This is a genomic window from Arthrobacter sp. P2b (genome assembly GCF_900168295.1).
In the GTDB taxonomy this organism is placed as follows: Bacteria; Actinomycetota; Actinomycetes; order Actinomycetales; family Micrococcaceae; genus Arthrobacter.
Genome location: NZ_FVZL01000002.1, coordinates 99828 through 115877, shown reverse-complemented (window position 1 = coordinate 115877; position 16050 = coordinate 99828). Strand labels below are relative to the sequence as shown.

The following is a 16050-nucleotide window of genomic DNA, read 5'->3' as shown; positions in this document are numbered from 1 at the left end:
CCCTTCCCTCACTGAGGGCGGCCGGGCAGCGGAGTGACTGCCCGCCTGGTCAGGGCTTGCCTTGGCCCTTGCCTTTCCCCTTGGCATCCTTGGCTGCTTCCGGAAGCGCCGCCTCCTGGCCCGCCGGAACAGGCACCGGTTGGGGCGCCACGGCCTGCTCTCCGGGCACCGGCTGGACCGGCTGCGTCTGGGGCACAGTGGGGCTGGCCGGTGCTGCCGCGGAAGGTCCAGCCAGCCCGGCCGTGCCGGATGCAGGGGCCGGTGACGGGGCCGCCAACTGGCTGGCTATTTCCGTGCGGACTGCCGCCAGGGCTGTTTCAATTCCGAGCAGGCGCGGAGCCGAAATCCGGCCATCGCGTGCGGCGGCGTCCAGGTCCTTCTCCAGCGCCTGGAGTGCCGCCAGGGCTCCGTCCATCCTGTTTTCCGCTGCTGCCTGGCTGATACTCAGAACCCGGATCTGGAAGCCGCGGAGGGTGGCTTCGTCAGAGTCGGACAGCCGGAAACCCATCACCCCGGCAACCACAATCGCCGCCACGGCACCCGCAACTGCCAGTGCCGCGATGGCTGTCAGGACCCGCCGCGCCGCCGTTGGCCGGACCGCCGTTTGCCGGGCAGGGCCGGATCCCGTGGATCCCGGCGCCTCAGGCGGCATGCCGGCCACGGAGCGGCGGGACGGAGGCAGGCCTGGCAGGCAGGACTGTCACGCTGGCCATGCGGGCTTCCGGTGCCTGGACCGCAACGGGGCGGGTGCGGGCACCTTTCATGATCCGGCGGACGGCAAACCGCACCACCATCGCCAGCAGGTGGCCGATGCCCACCCCAAGGAGGACATGGCCGGCCAGGTACTGACCGCCCAGTCCGGCAGCGCCGAAGGGCGCGCCTGCAGCCACGGCGGCTCCGCCGGCCGTCAGCATCAGCGACCAGGCAACACCGAATACTGTGCCCATTACCCCTGCTTCCCTCATCCGGTTAATCAGCATGCTTACCAGTAATGCTCAGCAAGCTTACTACTTGGTCCCGCGGATGCAACAAGGTAAGAGCGGCCAGCCGGACACCACCAGGGGTGCGGAGCCACCGCTCTGGACATCAATAGTCAGTAGGCTTAGCATTTTTTTATCGGCCAGCTCTCCGGAGCCGTCATGTACCGGCAGGGTTCCGAAGAGCCATCTGAGCAGGCAAAAGAGACACGGCACGGCATTCATGAAGGAGGCCATCATGACAACGGCACGGGAAATCATGACCGGTGGCGCGGAGTGCATCGGTGAAAACGAAACCCTGGAAGCAGCCGCCCGGAAAATGAAGGAACTTGACGTCGGTTCGCTTCCCATCTGCGGTGAAGACAACCGGCTCAAGGGCATGGTGACGGACCGCGACATCGTGGTTAAGTGCCTGGCCGAAGGCGGCGACCCGCGGAGCGTCAAGGCGGGTGAACTGGGTGAAGGCAAGCCGGTAACCATTGGGGCCGACGATTCCATTGAAGAAGCCATCCGCACCATGCAGGACCATCAGGTGCGCCGACTTCCTGTCATTGACGGGCACAACCTGGTGGGTGTCCTGAGCCAGGCCGATATCGCCAAGAACTACCCCGAGGATCGCGTGGGCGAACTCGTCGCCTTCATTTCCTACTGAATTTCCGGGTCGCAGACAAAAGGAGGCTGCCATATCCCCCGCGGATATGGCAGCCTCCTTTTGTCTGCGACTTTTCAGCTTTTGCGGCTGGCGTCAGCCGGCAGCCTCGAGGAGGCTTTTCGCCGGCGTCAATGCTGCATAGCGGCCTTTGAAAAACAGGAGCGGTTCTGCGTCCTGGCGGGCACTCAGGTGCCGGACTGCCCCCACCACGATGGTATGGTCGCCGCCGTCGTATTCCGCATGGAGTTCGCAGTCAATCCAGGCGAGGGCGTCGTCCAGGATTGGATTGCCCAGTGGAGAAGGCGTGTAGCCCACCCCCGCGAATTTATCCGAGCCTGAACGGGCGAACTGACCGGCCAGGTGCTGGTGCTCTGCCGGAAGAATATTGACCGTAAAGGAACCTGCTTTCCGCAGCGCGGGCCAGGTGCTCGACGTCCGGGCCGGGCTGAAGGTCACCAGGGCCGGATCCAGGGAAAGGGATGCGAAGGACTGGCACGTGAACCCGGCCGGCCCGTCCTTCGTGGCGCTGGTAATCACGGTCAGTCCGGTGGCAAAACTTCCAAAGACGTCCCGGAGCCGCCGGTGAGCAAGATCTGATGTGGCTGTCATGGGAATGGCCTCTCCTGTGGATCGTTACCTCACCAAACCATCCGCCATACGCCCTGGCAACCGGCTTCGCAATGCACCGACTCGCGCCGAAACGCACGGTAATTCCGATACACAGAACGTCATGCGTCCCGTCCGAATCAGGCCAGATGTCGCCGTTTTACGCCTGTCCCCTGAAGTCGAGCGCTGCAAGGAGCCTGGTAACCGAGCCGCCCAGGTTCCATTCGACGGCAAGCCGCTCAAGTTCGGCGCGGGCATCACCGGTGACGGGGCGCAGCTGCGCGCCGGCTTCCTCCAGGGTGGGCAGCTCCAGGTTCCGCACCAAACGGACGACGGCGGGGGCTACTTTCAGGTAGTCGGCGGCGGCGGCGAGTTTGGCCCGCACCGGGCCGGCCAATCCGCTGCCGTCGTCGTCGGCCGCTTCCAGCAGCCCTTCCAGGGTGCCGTACTTCAGGAGCAGGGACGCCGCCGTCTTCTCCCCGATCCCGGCGACGCCCGGAAGCCCGTCCGAAGCGTCGCCGCGCAGGGTGGCGTAATCGGCATACTGCTGGGGCAGCACCCGGTACTTCCGCACCACGGTCTCTTCGGTCATCACTTCGAGGTTGCGCATGCCGCGGGCGGTGTAGATCACCCGGACCTGGCGGCCGTCGTCGCACACCTGGAAGAGGTCCCGGTCACCGGTGACAACGTCGACGGGCAAGTCCGCCTGGCTCGCGTAGGTGCCCACGACGTCGTCGGCCTCGTGCTCGGCGGCGCCCACCACGGCGATGCCCGCGAGCTCCAGCGTTCGGCGGATCATGGGGAGCTGCGCCTCCAGCGCGTCCGGAACCACTTCGACGTCCGGCGCGTCCGTGACTGCCTCGGCCACGCGGTGCGACTTGTAGGTGGGGAGGAGGTCCACCCGCCACTGCGGACGCCAGTCATCATCCCAGCACGCCACCAGATGGGTGGCATGGTAGTCAGTGGTGAGCCTGGCGATCATATCCAGCAGGCCCCGCACTGCATTGACAGGAATCCCGTCCGGGCGGCGGATGGTGTCGGGCATGCCGTAGAAGGCGCGGAAGTACAAGGACGCAGTGTCGAGCAGCATCAGGCGGTGGGGCATACCTGATCCTGACATGCCGTTGCGCAGTCCGGCTACGCGTGGTCCGGTTTCGGCGGGCTAACCGCCGGGCGGGGACGGCTCGGGCGTGGGGACGAAGCCGAGGCTTTTGTCCACGATGTTGTGGAGGGGGTCGCCGTTCCGGTACCTGACCAGGTTGTCCACGAAGAGTTTGCCGAGGTCATCGAGGTAGTCCTCGGTGTCGCCGCTCATGTGCGGGGTGATGATGACGTTGTCCATCCCCCACAGCGGGTGTCCTTCCGGCAAGGGTTCGGGGTGCACGACGTCCAGGGCGGCTCCGGCGATGGACCCGGACGCCAGGGCTTCCGTGAGTGCTTGGGTGTGGACCAGCTCGCCGCGCCCGACGTTGATCAACCTGGCGTCGGGTTTCATCGCGGCCAGGACGTCGTGGTTGACCATGCCCCGCGTCCGGTCGGTCAGTGGCGCTGCGAGGACCACATAGTCGTACCCCTGTACCGTGCGAGCCAGTTCTGCAGAGGAATGGATGCGGCCGAAGTCACCGTCCCCGGGCCGTTCCGCACGGCCGGCCCCGTCCACAGCCATGCCGACGGCACCGAAAAGCCGGGCAATTTCCCGGCCGATGGATCCGGTGCCCACCACGAGGGCGGACTGGCCCTGGATCTTGCGGCTGGTCCGGTGCTGCCAGCGTTGCTGCTGCTGGAGCCGGAATGAACCGGGGGCGTCCTTGGCCATGTCCAGCACGAAGCCGAGGGCGAATTCGGCGATCGCGCGGCTGAGCACGCCCCGGGAATTCGTGTACGTGATGCCGCTGCGGATGAGTTCGTCGAAGAGCAACTGGCTGACGCCGGCGGCGGAGACGTGAACCCACTTCAGCGATGCCGCGGCGGCCCAGTTTTCCTTCAGGGCGGGTGAGAAGGAGTGCCACTGGTAGAGCACGTCCGCGCCATCCAGTGCCTTGGCCAGTCCGTCGGCTTTAGCCAGCCGGACCTCGGCAAGGTCCTCAATCTCGGCAAGGAAGGGCGGAGGCCCTTCCCGATAGAGGGCAGCAACGACAGGGCGCCGCTCGCGAAGCAGCCTCTTCACAGTGCCGGTTCCGCCTGGGCGAGGGCGTCGATGGCGGCCAGGACAGCGGCGGTGAATTCGGCGGTGGAGGAGGTGCCCCCGACGTCCCGGGTGCCGTGCCCGTCGCGCAGGGCGGATTCGAACGCGGACTGCAGGTGGGCGGCCGCCTCCGGGTGGCCCAGGTGTTCGAGCATCATGGCCCCGGACCATATCTGGCCCACCGGATTGGCGAGGCCCTTCCCGGCAATGTCCGGGGCCGACCCGTGGACCGGTTCGAACAGGGACGGAAAGTCACCCTCGGGGTTGAGGTTCGCGCTGGGTGCCAGGCCGATGGACCCCGTCACGGAACTGCCCAGGTCGGAGAGGATGTCGCCCAGCAGGTTCGAGGCCACAATGACATCCAGCGTCCACGGCTTGAGGACCAGATGCGCGGCCAGCGCATCCACCAGCTCATGCGTCACGCTCACGCCTGGATAGTCCCGGACCGTTTCGGCCACCACCTCGTCCCAGAACGGCATGGTGTGGATGATCCCGTTGCTCTTGGTTGCCGAGGTCAGCCTGCCCGTGCGCGAAGCCGCAAGCCCCGCGGCGAAGTGGGCAGCACGGGAAACTCCCAGGCGGGTGAAGATGGTTTCCTGGACAGCGGTCTCGTGCGGCAGGCCACGATACATGCGGCCGCCCACCTCGGAGTACTCCCCCTCGTTGTTCTCCCGCACGATCAGGATGTCGATCGGCTTGTCAGAAGCAAGCGGTGACGCCACGCCGTCGAGCGTTTTGACCGGACGGAGGTTGATGTACTGCTGGAACTCCCGGCGGATCGGGATCAGCAGTCCCCACAATGATTCCGTGTCCGGAACACCCGGGGAGCCCACCGCTCCCAGGAATACCGCGTCATGCGAGGCCAACTGTTCGAGCCCGTGCTGCGGCATCATCCTGCCGTGCCGCAGGTAGTAGTCCGATCCCCAGTCGAAGTGGGTGAACTCCAGGTGCAGCCCGTGGATCGCGGCGATCTGCTCGAGGCAGGTGATGGCTGCCGGAACCACTTCTTTGCCGATGCCGTCACCGGCAATGACGGCGATGCTGTGCGTGCTCATGCTGTCCGTTCTGTCGGCCCGCCAAGCTGTTGCCAGCCCGGTCCCGGCTCTGTGAGGTTGATGATGGTGTTCTTGGGCTCGGTCATCTCATGCACGGCGTGGCGCACGCCTTCACGGCCAACGCCGGACTTCTTGAACCCGCCAAACGGCATGGAATCAATACGGACGTCGCTGGTCTCGTTGATGACCACCGCTCCCACGTGCAGCCGATCGGCGATGGCCAGGGCAAGGTCGATGGATTGGGTAAACACCCCTGCCTGCAGGCCGTATTCGGTGTCGTTGGCCGCGTAGATGGCGTCCGAAACCTCGATGAACGGCAGGAGGGTCACCACCGGCCCGAACACTTCGTCGCTGATGACCCTGCACCGGGACGGCACGTCAGTCAGCACGGTGGGCTCGAAAAAGGTGCCGCGGCGGCGGCCGCCCACATGCACGGTGGCGCCGGCGTTCCTGGCTTCTTCCACCCATTCCTCCACCCGGCGGGCCTCCGCCTTGGATATCAGCGGGCCGACGTCGGTGGTCCGGTCAAGCTTTGGCCCTGTCCTCAGTGCCCTGGTGCGCGCCGTGACCTGCTCCAGGACCTGGTCAAACAGGGAGGTGTGCACATAGACACGCTGCACGGACAGGCAGTTCTGCCCCGCCACTCCGAACGCCCCTGCGACCACCGCCGCGGCGGCCTTTTCAAGGTTGGCATCTGCGCAAACAATGGTGGCGTTGTTCCCGCCCAGCTCGGACAGGATCTTTTTCGCTCCCGCCGCCGCTGCAATGCGCTCAGCGGTTTCCGGGCCGCCGGTGAAGGAAATCAGGTCCACCCGCGGGTCGGTGATCAGGGCTTCGGACACTCCCGGACCGGTAACGATCACCGCAACCCGGCCCGGCGGGACGCCCGCTTCGAGCAGCAAGCGGACCAGGGCAAGCCCCGTCAAGGGAGTCCGCGTGGAAGGTTTAAGCACGACGCCGTTGCCTCCAATCAGTGCCGGGCCCAGCTTGTGTGCCACCAGGTTCAGCGGATCATTGAACGGGGTGATTGCTGCGACAATGCCAACCGGCTTGCGGCTGAACCAGCCGATCCTGTTGCCGCCGGAGGTGCTGTCATCAAACCCCAGGGTTTCCCCGGCAAGGGTGCTGGACGCTGCTGCGGAGAGCCGCAGCGTTTCGATGCAGCGGCGCACCTCACGCTCGGCCTCGGTGATGGTCTTGCTGCTCTCTGCCGCGATGATGTTGGCAAACCGCTCGGCCTGCTCTCCCAGCAGCTGCACCGCCCTTTCCAGCGCCTCCCGCCGGGCGTGCAGCGGCCACTCTCCGGCGTGCAGATGATGGTGGATGTATCCGATTGCACGCCGGACGTCCTGGGGCGTGGAGGTGCACACCCGCCCCAGCAGGAGGCCGTCCTGGGGGTCGCGCACCTCCAGTTCCAGGCCGGAGGTTTGCCACTGGCCCTCGAGGAAGGCGCCGCCGGGAAGGTTGGCAAATTCTGACCGGCCGTCCCCTGTTTCCGGGCGCGCTTCATCGAGGATTGTTGATGGCGACATGTGATCCCTTGTCTGTTACTTGACGCGGTCGATGATTTTGGCGGCTGCGCCGATGAAGGGCAGGAACCAGGGTGGGCCGAAGTGGCCCGGCACTGGCGGATTCTTCAGGTCTTCCCAGACGTTCGCGGACTTGTCTCCGGCCATGTAATGGGCCATCCGCTTCCCCATGTGGGCGGCCATCTGTACTCCGTGTCCGCTGTAGCAGAGGGAATAGAAGAGGCCGTCATGCTGGCCCGCGTGCACCATCTGGTCCATGGAGAGGTCCACCAGGCCGCCCCAAATGTAGTCCACTTTCGCGTTCGAGAGGTACGGGAAGAGTTCGAGCATGGCCTTGCGCAGGATTTCGGCGCTCTTGACATCCGAGTCAGGGCTGGAAAGTGCAAAGCGGGCCCGGCCGCCGAAGAGCAGCCGGTTGTCCGGGGTGATCCGGAAGTAGTAGGTCAGCATCTTGCTGTCCGAGGCCTGCCGCCGGTTCGGCAGGATCCGGTTGACCACGTCTTCGGGCAGCGGGTCGGTGACGATGATGAAGCTGCCTACCGGGATCACGCGGCGCTGCAGCCATGGCGTGATGTTGCCCGTGTAGCCGCTGGTGGCGACCAGGACCTGCTTCGCCCTGGTGATGCCCCGGGTGGTATGAACGTCGTGCACGGTGCCGGAGACCTTCTTCAGCTCGGTCACGGCGGAGTTCTCGCAGATGTCCGCCCCGGCGGTCGCGGCCGCCCCCGCGAGACCGTGGACGAACTTTCCCACATGCAGACCTGCTCCGAGGGGGTCAAGCATGGCTCCCTGGTAGAAGTCGGTGCCGATTTCGCTGTGGATTTCGGATTTAGGGATGACCGTGACATGGTGGTCCGCCAGGCCCGCCAGCAGTTCCTGAGACTTGAGCATCCCCTCGTAGTGGGACTTATGGAACGCCAGCGAGAGCTTTCCAAACCGCTTGTAGTCGCAGTCAATGCCATTGTCGTGCACCAGCTTCTCGATGCTGTCGATGGCGTCGTTGTATTCATGGAACATCTCGACTGCCCGGGCACCCCCATAGCGCTTGACTGCGGTGCTGAAACCGATGGCCAACCCGGTGGTCGCCATTCCCCCGTTGCGTCCGGATGCGCCCCATCCCACGGTGTGCCGTTCGAAAACGGCGACGCTTGCGCCTTGCTTGGCAAATTCCAGGGCCGCGGACAGCCCCGTAAATCCTGCGCCGATGATGGCCACATCGACATTTTCGGGTACCGGGGTCTGCCGGTAGTCTCCGGATGCTTTGGCTGTGTCCAGCCAGTAAGGAATGAGTTTCACGGTGTAGCCTTTCGCCTCGACGTCGGTCTAGAGACCGAGGTGCTTGTTGATCTCGTCCAGGGACTTGGCGGTGTTGAGGCCGTAGCCCGGGCCGATGGGGTCATAGCCACGGTCCAGCATCCAGAGGTTACGGAAGCCCATGTCGTGCATCGGGTGCATGTCGTAGCGGGTGTGCGAGGAGATGTGCAGGAAGTCCTCCGGCGTGGCGTTCAGGGTATCGAGCATGTACTCGAAAGCCTGGTAGCGCGGCTTGTAGGCCTGGGCCTGCTCAGCGGTCAGCACGGCGTGGAAGTCAGCGCCGAGCTTGGGAATGCTGATGTCCAGGAAGCTGTCGTCGGCGTTGGACAGAGCCACAAGCTTGTAGTTGTCGCCCATAAGCTTCAGCGGGGCCGGCACGTCTTCGTGGGCAACCCAGCCCCGTACAGCCTCGGCGAATTCTGCGCCGGCACCTTCAGTGGGCCCAATGCCCCAGCGCCTGCACACGCGGTCAAAGGAATCCTGGAGGATCTGCTCGTAGGGCTTGAAGTCGCCAAGGACCTCGTCGAACCGGTACCCGCGGAACTGCTTCTTGAAGGCAGGCCACTGCTCTTCAGAAATGCGACCATCGAGCAGCCGACGGGTGGTGGGATCAATGTCGAAGTTGATGAGCGTGCCGTACACATCAAAAGAGATGTACTTCGGCCGGAGGTTCGTGTCTGCCATGATTCGTCCGTTCCTTGGGGTCTTGCACGTGAACCGCGCTGTTCCTGGCCCGATTCGTGATGTGTGCGGGCTGCGGGATGTCTTCCGGTGCCGGAAACCTCTTCTGCCCGCTTGGCTTCGACTCTAGGCTGCGGGATTGTAGATTGTCAACAGTTCAGGCAGTCCGAGCGCCTTTCGCCTGAACCAGTGGGGTACATCAACTTTATTATCGTCAATTGTTGACAATCGGCGATTTCAGGAGTTGCATTGCTCTTGGATGCGGAACGAGATCAGGATCACATTCCGCATAAAGCAGGAAGCACAACCGAACCTCCCATTGCCGCATTGGCGCGACAAAGGGCATGCGGGACGGTCCTGGAAACCAGAATTGCACCCGTTTCAGCAGAAGACTCCAGCTGAAACCATTCGAAGGGAAGCACCATGAAGACCATCAACAAAGTTCAGACTGCAGCCGCAGGGCTTGCCGTGCTGCTGACGCTCAGTGCATGTGGCGGCGCGGCCAGCAGCACGTCGGCCCCCGGAGAAACAAAGTCCAAGACCTCCGACACGGCTGACATCTCAGAAGGCGTTCAGCCGGATGCCTCCGCGGTGGCGCTGTTGCCGGAGTCCTTCAAGTCCAAGGGCGAACTGACCGTCGCGATGGACCTGCATTACCCGCCCACGACGTTCCTGGCCGATGACAACACCACCCCGATCGGCGTGAATCCGGACATCGCCCGTCTCGTGGCGAAGAAGCTCGACCTCAAGCTGAAGTTCGAGAACACCCAGTTCGACACGATCATTCCCGGCATCGACGGCGGCCGCTACGACTTCACTGTGACCACCATGTCCCCCACGGAGGAACGGTTGAAGGTGCTGGACATGGTGACCTACCTCAACAGCGGCATATCGGTTGCGGTAGTCCATGGGAATCCGCTGAACATCAGCAACGACGAAATGTGCGGCAAGAATATTGCAGTGACCAAGGGGTCGAACGCGCAACTGAAGCACATGCCGAACGTTTCGAAGTGGACCTGCGAGGAAAAGGGCAAGCCGGCAATTAACATCATCACGCTGCCCAACGTCCAGGAATCCCTGACGCAACTGGTGTCCAAGCGTGTTGACGGGGTCGTCGACGCCACCCCGTCCCTGGCCTGGGCCAGCGAGCAGCAGCCGAACACCTTCGAGGTCCTTGCTCCCCAGCTGGACACCCGCACGGACCACATCAATGCCATGGGGCTTAAGAAGGGCTCTGCATTGACGCCGGCCCTGCAGGCAGCCACGCAGTCTGTCCTTGACAGCCCTGAATACAAGGAGTCGCTGGACAAGTGGGGCCTCGGCGGCGCGGGCATCACCACGGCGAACCTTAAGTAAAGGGGCTTCCATGCAGCAACTAACCATCGAAAGAAGTGAACCCGGCATGAATGGGAAGGATTCAGCGCTCAAGCCCCGGCTCAAGCGGCGCAGTACCTTTGAGTATGTTGCCTGGGTGGTGTGCAGCCTGATTGGCATCGGTGTCCTGTTTTCGGTGTCAACGAACCCGAACTTCAAGTGGGACGTGGTCGCAAAGTACTTCACGCATGAATCGATCCTGCGCGGGTTGATGCTCACGATCTTCCTCACGGTGGCCAGCATGGCCCTGGGAACGCTCCTGGGCCTGGCCCTGGCCATCATGCGGGGTTCGAAGATCAAGCCGATCGCTGCCACGGCCGGGGTCTACATCACCTTGTTCCGCGGTACCCCGGTGCTGGTGCAGCTGATCTTCTGGTTCAACGTCGCGGCGCTGTACCCGAACCTGTCCATCGGCATCCCGTTCACCGATATCAGCACCGCGATCGACATGAACGCCCTGATGGCACCCATCACCGCGGCCCTGGTCGGGCTGACGCTGAACGAGGCGGCCTACATGGCAGAGATCATCCGCGGCGGGTTCTCCTCCGTGGGCAAGGGCCAGATCGAAGCCGCCGATTCGCTGGGCATGAGCGGGGCGATGAAGATGCGCAAAGTCATCATCCCCCAGGCGATGCCCTCGATCATCCCCGCCACCGGCAACCAGGTGATCGGCATGTTCAAGGGAACCTCGCTGGTCAGCGTCCTGGGCGTGGCCGAACTGCTCCAAAGCGCCCAGTTGATCTACGCCCGCACATACGAGACCATCCCGCTGCTGATCGTCGCCAGCCTCTGGTACCTCGTGATGACCCTGCTGCTGAGCTACCCGCAGTCCAAGCTCGAACAGAAATACTCCCGCGCAACCTCCCGCCTGCCCCGCAAGGCCAAACCCGTTGTGCTCACCGACCCGGAAGGCGCTGCACGATGAGCAACGACGGAACCATCCTCGCCCAGAAGATCCGCAAGTCCTTCGGACCCAAAACAGTCCTCAAAGACATCAACCTGGACATCGCCAGCGGCGAGATCTGCTGCATCATCGGCCCCAGCGGCTCCGGCAAATCCACCATCCTGCGCTGCATCAACGGCCTGGAAACCGTCGACTCCGGGGTCCTGAAAGTCAACGGCGAAGACTTCGGCTACTACGAAACCGAGAACGCCTACCACGCCCTGCCGCCCAAAAAACTCGCCGAACAGCGCACCCGGGTGGGCATGGTCTTCCAGTCCTTCAACCTCTTCCCCAACATGACCGCACACGAAAACATCATGTCCGGCCCCGTCCTGGTCAAACGAGCTGACAAGAAAGAGGCAGCCAAACGGGCCCACGAACTGCTCGCCAGCGTCGGCCTGGCCGGCTTCGGCGACTACTACCCCGCCCAACTCTCCGGCGGACAACAGCAACGCGTCGCGATCGCCCGGTCCCTGGCCATGGACCCCGAGATCATGCTCTTCGACGAACCCACCTCCGCGCTGGACCCCGAAAAAGTCGGCGAAGTCCTCGCCGTCATGAAGGACCTCGCCAAAAAAGGCATGACCATGGTGGTGGTCACCCACGAAATGGGCTTCGCCCGCGAAGTGGCCGACTCCCTGATCTTCATGGACGACGGCTACATCGTCGAACGCGGCGATGCCCGCGAAATCCTCACCAACCCCAAAGAAACCCGCACCCAGGCCTTCCTGAAACAGGTCCTCTAAACCATGGACGGAAAACTCGCCGTCATCGGCCTGGGCAGCATCGGATCCATGGCCCTCTGGCAAGCCTCCCGCCTGTCGGATGCCGTGGTCGGATTTGAGGCTGCCACCCCCGGGCACGGTCGGAGCGCCGTCGGCGGTGACACCCGGTTGTTCCGCATGCTGTACCGGGGAATCCCCGATTACTACCCCATCCTGGATCGCTCACGCCGTCTTTGGGCCGAACTGGAAGCCGAAACGGGCCAGGACATCCTGACCCGCTGCGGCGGCCTCTCCATCGGAACAACTGACGGGCCGTACCTGCGGAGCCTATTGGAAACCACACGGCAGACCGGGGCCGAGCACGAGCTCCTCAGCCGGGACGCGATGGAGGAACGCTACCCGCAGCACAACCTCCGGGCGGACGACTCCGCAGTGTTCGATCCCCATGCGGGCGCCTTGCGCACCGACCGTGCCGTGACGGCAGCAGTCGCAGCGGCAGAGGCAAACGGGGCATCTGTCGTGGCGAACAGGCCCATTGACGGCATCCGGGAGACCAGCGACGGTGTGGTGGTCACCTCCGGGGAAGGATCCTGGACCTTCGAAAACGTCATTGTCGCCTCCGGGGGCTGGTCGCAGAGACTGATGCCCGGTCACCTAAGGGCTGCCACCGAAGTCCGCAGGAATTTCCTCTCCTGGTTTGTCGCACGGGATCCGGCGGAGTTTTCGCCGGCAAGGTTTCCTGTCTTCATCCGTATTTCCGGGGACCGCTCGATGTACGGGGCGCCCGCCGTCGATGGCGTGACGGTCAAGGCAACCCTTGATGGCCGCAGCCAGCCCGCCGCCCGTGCCGATGCGGTAGCCAGGGAGCTGACCCCGGCCGAAATCCTGGAAACCACGGAGACGGTGGCCGAATTCTTTCCCGGCCTGGTCCCCAGCATTGTCCGCTCCGACGCCTTCCCCGATCTTTACACACCCGATCGGCATCCGCTGTTGGGCCGGCTGACGGATGCGAGCCGGATCTACTGCGCCACCGGTTTCTCCGGCGCCGGGTTCAAAATGGCTTCCGGGTACGGCGCAATTGCGGCCCATGAGGCCCTGGGCAAGCAGCTGTTTTCCGGCCTGGACTTCGTACGGCCACAGCGTTTTACCAAGGCCTGACCTGTCCCACCTACACAGGTCATCACTTCGCAGTTTTTGCTAATTGTTGACAATCTACAGTTCTTCAGAAAGTATGAGCCATGGCAACTCTCAGTCCCATCCTCAAGCAGGCCACGCCCGTCGTCGTCGACCACGCCCTTGGCAGCTGGATCCACGCCACCGACGGCAAGAAATACCTCGACTTCACGACGGGAATCGGCGTGACCAGCACCGGACACTGCCACCCGGACGTCGTCGCAGCGGCCCGTGACCAGGTGGGAAAGATCATCCATGCCCAATACACCACCGTGATGCACAAGCCCCTGCTTGCGCTGACCGACAAGCTCGGCCAATACCTGCCTCCGGGGCTGGACAGCGTCTTCTACGCCACCTCCGGCTCAGAGGCAGTGGAGGCATCGGTCCGGTTGGCCCGGATGGCCACCGGCCGGCCCAACATCATCTCGTTCCAGGGCGGGTTCCATGGACGGACAGTCGGGGCGGCGTCCCTCACCACCGCCGGGACAAAGTTCCGCTCAGGCTTCTCACCCCTGATGGGAGGGGTCCACATTTCACCGTTCCCGCACGCCTACCGGTACGGCTGGGATGAAGAAACAGCAGTGGCCTTTGCCCTTAGAGAGCTCGACCACCTCCTGGTCAGCATCAGCAGCCCAGCCGATACGGCCGGATTCATCATCGAGCCCGTACTCGGCGACGGCGGCTACATTCCGACCCCTGTGGCCTTCCTCCAGGGCCTCAGGGAGCGCGCAGACCGGCACGGCATCGTCTTCATCGTCGACGAGGTCCAGGCGGGGGTGGGCCGTACAGGAAAGTTCTGGGGGCATGACTGGGCGGGCATCAGGCCGGACGTGGTCATCACCGCCAAGGGCCTCGCCAGCGGCTTCCCGATCTCGGCCATTGCAGCCTCGGCCGAACTGATGGGCAAAGCCTGGCCCGGATCCCAAGGGGGGACCTATGGCGGGAACGCCGTGGCAGCGGCGGCCGGTGTCGCCACCCTTGATGTCATTGAGCGCGAAAACCTGGTCACGAATGCTCTGGACCGCGGTGACCAGCTGCGCACTGGACTCGATGTCCTCAAAACCGAATTCGACGTAATTGGAGATGTACGCGGGCGTGGCCTGATGCAGTCCATCGAGTTCACGGGTCCCGCGGCCGCTCCGGACGCTGCCACCGCACTTGCTGTCCAGCAGGCGGCCATCAAGGAGGAGCTGCTGCTTCTGACCTGCGGCCCGCACGGCAACGTCATCCGTATCATTCCGCCGCTGAATGTGAGCAGTGACGAAATCCTGCAGGGCCTTTCGCGGTTCACCCAGGCCCTCAAAGCCGCCACCTCCTGACTCCTTCCCGACCATCCTGAAAGCCTGATATGAGCACTTCATTCGACCCTGCAGACCTTCGTACCGACCTCTTCATCGACGGTGCCTGGCGAAAGGCCACCGGCTCCGCCACGTTCCCGGTGGAAAACCCGGCAACCCACGAAATCATTGCCCACGTCGCTGACGGCAGCCCCGCAGATGCCGAGCTTGCCATCCAGGCGGCCGGCCGCGCGCAGGCAGAGTGGGGCAAGTCCACCCCCCGCGAGCGGGCCGACATCCTGCGGCGGGCTTTTGACCTGGTCCTGGCCAACGCAGACCGCCTTGCGGCGATCATGACCGCGGAGATGGGCAAGCCGCTGGCCGAAGCCAAGGGCGAGGTGGCCTACGGCGCAGAATTCCTCAGGTGGTTTTCGGAAGAAGCCGTCCGGATCGGCGGCGACAGCACCACGTCCGTCGACCGCAGCACCCGTATCCTGATCACGCAGGAACCGGTGGGTCCCTGCGTGCTGGTGACTCCGTGGAACTTCCCGCTGGCCATGGGCGCACGCAAGATCGCTCCCGCCGTCGCGGCTGGCTGCACCATGGTCTTCAAGCCTGCAGAACTGACCCCGCTGACGTCCCTGGCGCTGGCCGACATCTTCCGGCAGGCCGGCCTGCCGGACGGTGTCCTGAACGTCGTCCCCACAACAAAGGCCTCAACCGTCGTAGGACCCTGGATGAGCAGCGGCATCGCCCGCAAGGTCAGCTTTACCGGCTCCACCGAAGTGGGGAAGCTGCTGTTGCGCCAGGCGTCGGACAACGTCATGCGCTCCTCCATGGAACTGGGCGGCAACGCGCCTTTCATCGTCCTCGCGGACGCGGACATTGAAAAGGCTGTAGACGGGGCATTGAAGGCAAAAATGCGGAACATGGGCGAGGCCTGCACCGCCGCGAACCGTTTCTTCGTGCACCGCTCGGTGGTTGAGGAGTTCAGCGAAAAACTTGCCAAGAAGTTGTCTGAACTCAAGGTCGGCGACGGGGCCGCATCCGGCAACGACGTGGGCCCGCTGATTGAGCAGAAGGGGCTGGACAAGGTTGAAAGTCTGGTCGCGGACGCGGTCGCAAAGGGCGCACGCATCCTCACCGGTGGGAACCGCCCCGACGGCCCCGGCTACTTCTACAACCCCACCGTCCTGGTGGACGTCCCGAAGGATGCCCTGCTGATGTCCACCGAGATTTTTGGGCCGGTGGCAGCGATCACCGCCTTCGACAGCGAAGACGAAGTCATCAAGCTGGCTAATGACACCGACTGGGGACTGGTGGGCTACGTGTTCACCGAAGCCATGGACAAGGCCCTCCGGTTCTCGACAGAACTTGAAGTCGGCATGGTTGGCGTGAACACCGGCCTCGTCTCCAACCCCACGGCGCCGTTCGGCGGGGTCAAGCAGTCCGGGCTGGGCCGCGAGGGCGGGAAAACCGGCATCGAGGAGTTCCTCGAGACCAAGTACACAGCAATAGCCGTTTAGGCATCGGCGCTAACCCGACAACGGGAGGAGGGG

16 protein-coding genes are annotated in these 16050 nt (G+C 64.0%); 7 read left to right on the top strand and 9 right to left on the bottom strand.

Translation table 11 applies throughout. From position 1 onward, the window contains the following. Window positions 1-49: 49 nt before the first annotated feature. Together B5520_RS05120 and B5520_RS05115 are read right to left on the bottom strand one after the other, a co-directional pair. Complete coding sequence (locus B5520_RS05120; RefSeq protein WP_079596391.1) at window positions 50-652, bottom strand: hypothetical protein; 603 nt, start codon at window positions 650-652, stop codon at window positions 50-52. After that, window positions 642-947, bottom strand: coding sequence for a hypothetical protein (locus B5520_RS05115; protein WP_079596005.1), 306 nt, complete (start codon window positions 945-947; stop codon window positions 642-644). Before B5520_RS05115 ends, B5520_RS05120 begins: the two co-directional genes overlap by 11 nt. A 268-nt stretch (window positions 948-1215) precedes the next feature. Here B5520_RS05115 and B5520_RS05110 point away from each other — a divergent pair, with 268 nt between their 5' ends. Then, on the top strand, window positions 1216-1629 hold the full coding sequence (locus B5520_RS05110) for a CBS domain-containing protein (RefSeq protein ID WP_079596004.1): 414 nt from the start codon (window positions 1216-1218) through the stop codon (window positions 1627-1629). Between the two features lie 93 nt (window positions 1630-1722). Here the strand turns inward: B5520_RS05110 and B5520_RS05105 are convergent, their stop codons facing one another. The 7 genes from B5520_RS05105 to B5520_RS05075 all read right to left on the bottom strand — a co-directional run bounded on the left by B5520_RS05105 (window position 1723) and on the right by B5520_RS05075 (window position 9002). Further along, on the bottom strand, window positions 1723-2238 hold the full coding sequence (locus B5520_RS05105) for a flavin reductase family protein (RefSeq protein ID WP_079596003.1): 516 nt from the start codon (window positions 2236-2238) through the stop codon (window positions 1723-1725). Between the two features lie 157 nt (window positions 2239-2395). After that, window positions 2396-3340: a 5'-3' exonuclease gene (locus B5520_RS05100; protein WP_176156789.1), complete on the bottom strand. Its 945-nt coding sequence runs from the start codon at window positions 3338-3340 to the stop codon at window positions 2396-2398. A gap of 57 nt (window positions 3341-3397) precedes the next feature. Then, on the bottom strand, window positions 3398-4402 hold the full coding sequence (locus B5520_RS05095; protein ID WP_079596001.1) for a D-2-hydroxyacid dehydrogenase: 1005 nt from the start codon (window positions 4400-4402) through the stop codon (window positions 3398-3400). Continuing rightward, window positions 4399-5475: a tartrate dehydrogenase gene (locus tag B5520_RS05090; RefSeq protein ID WP_079596000.1), complete on the bottom strand. Its 1077-nt coding sequence runs from the start codon at window positions 5473-5475 to the stop codon at window positions 4399-4401. Before B5520_RS05090 ends, B5520_RS05095 begins: the two co-directional genes overlap by 4 nt. Continuing rightward, the gene (locus tag B5520_RS05085; RefSeq protein WP_079595999.1) at window positions 5472-7007 is read right to left on the bottom strand and encodes an aldehyde dehydrogenase family protein; all 1536 of its coding nucleotides are present in this window, start codon (window positions 7005-7007) and stop codon (window positions 5472-5474) included. Before B5520_RS05085 ends, B5520_RS05090 begins: the two co-directional genes overlap by 4 nt. A gap of 15 nt (window positions 7008-7022) precedes the next feature. Then, entirely contained in the window at window positions 7023-8300 is a 1278-nt protein-coding gene (locus B5520_RS05080) for an NAD(P)/FAD-dependent oxidoreductase (protein WP_079595998.1), read from the bottom strand. 27 nt (window positions 8301-8327) lie between these two features. Continuing rightward, window positions 8328-9002, bottom strand: coding sequence for a haloacid dehalogenase type II (locus B5520_RS05075; RefSeq protein WP_079595997.1), 675 nt, complete (start codon window positions 9000-9002; stop codon window positions 8328-8330). A gap of 420 nt (window positions 9003-9422) precedes the next feature. Between B5520_RS05075 and B5520_RS05070 the strand changes: the two genes are divergently transcribed. The 6 genes from B5520_RS05070 to B5520_RS05045 all read left to right on the top strand — a co-directional run bounded on the left by B5520_RS05070 (window position 9423) and on the right by B5520_RS05045 (window position 16017). Next, window positions 9423-10355 (top strand): ABC transporter substrate-binding protein, encoded by a 933-nt coding sequence (locus B5520_RS05070; protein WP_079595996.1) that lies wholly within the window; start codon window positions 9423-9425, stop codon window positions 10353-10355. A gap of 10 nt (window positions 10356-10365) precedes the next feature. Continuing rightward, window positions 10366-11298 (top strand): amino acid ABC transporter permease, encoded by a 933-nt coding sequence (locus B5520_RS05065; RefSeq protein ID WP_254865474.1) that lies wholly within the window; start codon window positions 10366-10368, stop codon window positions 11296-11298. Beyond that, window positions 11295-12062 carry an amino acid ABC transporter ATP-binding protein gene (locus B5520_RS05060; protein WP_079595994.1) on the top strand — a complete coding sequence of 256 codons (768 nt, stop codon included), beginning with the start codon at window positions 11295-11297 and terminating at the stop codon, window positions 12060-12062. The genes B5520_RS05065 and B5520_RS05060 overlap by 4 nt, the downstream gene beginning before the upstream one ends. A 3-nt stretch (window positions 12063-12065) precedes the next feature. Further along, on the top strand, window positions 12066-13199 hold the full coding sequence (gene solA, locus B5520_RS05055; RefSeq protein ID WP_079595993.1) for an N-methyl-L-tryptophan oxidase: 1134 nt from the start codon (window positions 12066-12068) through the stop codon (window positions 13197-13199). A gap of 80 nt (window positions 13200-13279) precedes the next feature. Continuing rightward, window positions 13280-14533 carry an aspartate aminotransferase family protein gene (locus tag B5520_RS05050; protein ID WP_079595992.1) on the top strand — a complete coding sequence of 418 codons (1254 nt, stop codon included), beginning with the start codon at window positions 13280-13282 and terminating at the stop codon, window positions 14531-14533. A gap of 29 nt (window positions 14534-14562) precedes the next feature. After that, on the top strand, window positions 14563-16017 hold the full coding sequence (locus B5520_RS05045; RefSeq protein WP_079595991.1) for an NAD-dependent succinate-semialdehyde dehydrogenase: 1455 nt from the start codon (window positions 14563-14565) through the stop codon (window positions 16015-16017). Window positions 16018-16050: the final 33 nt, after the last annotated feature.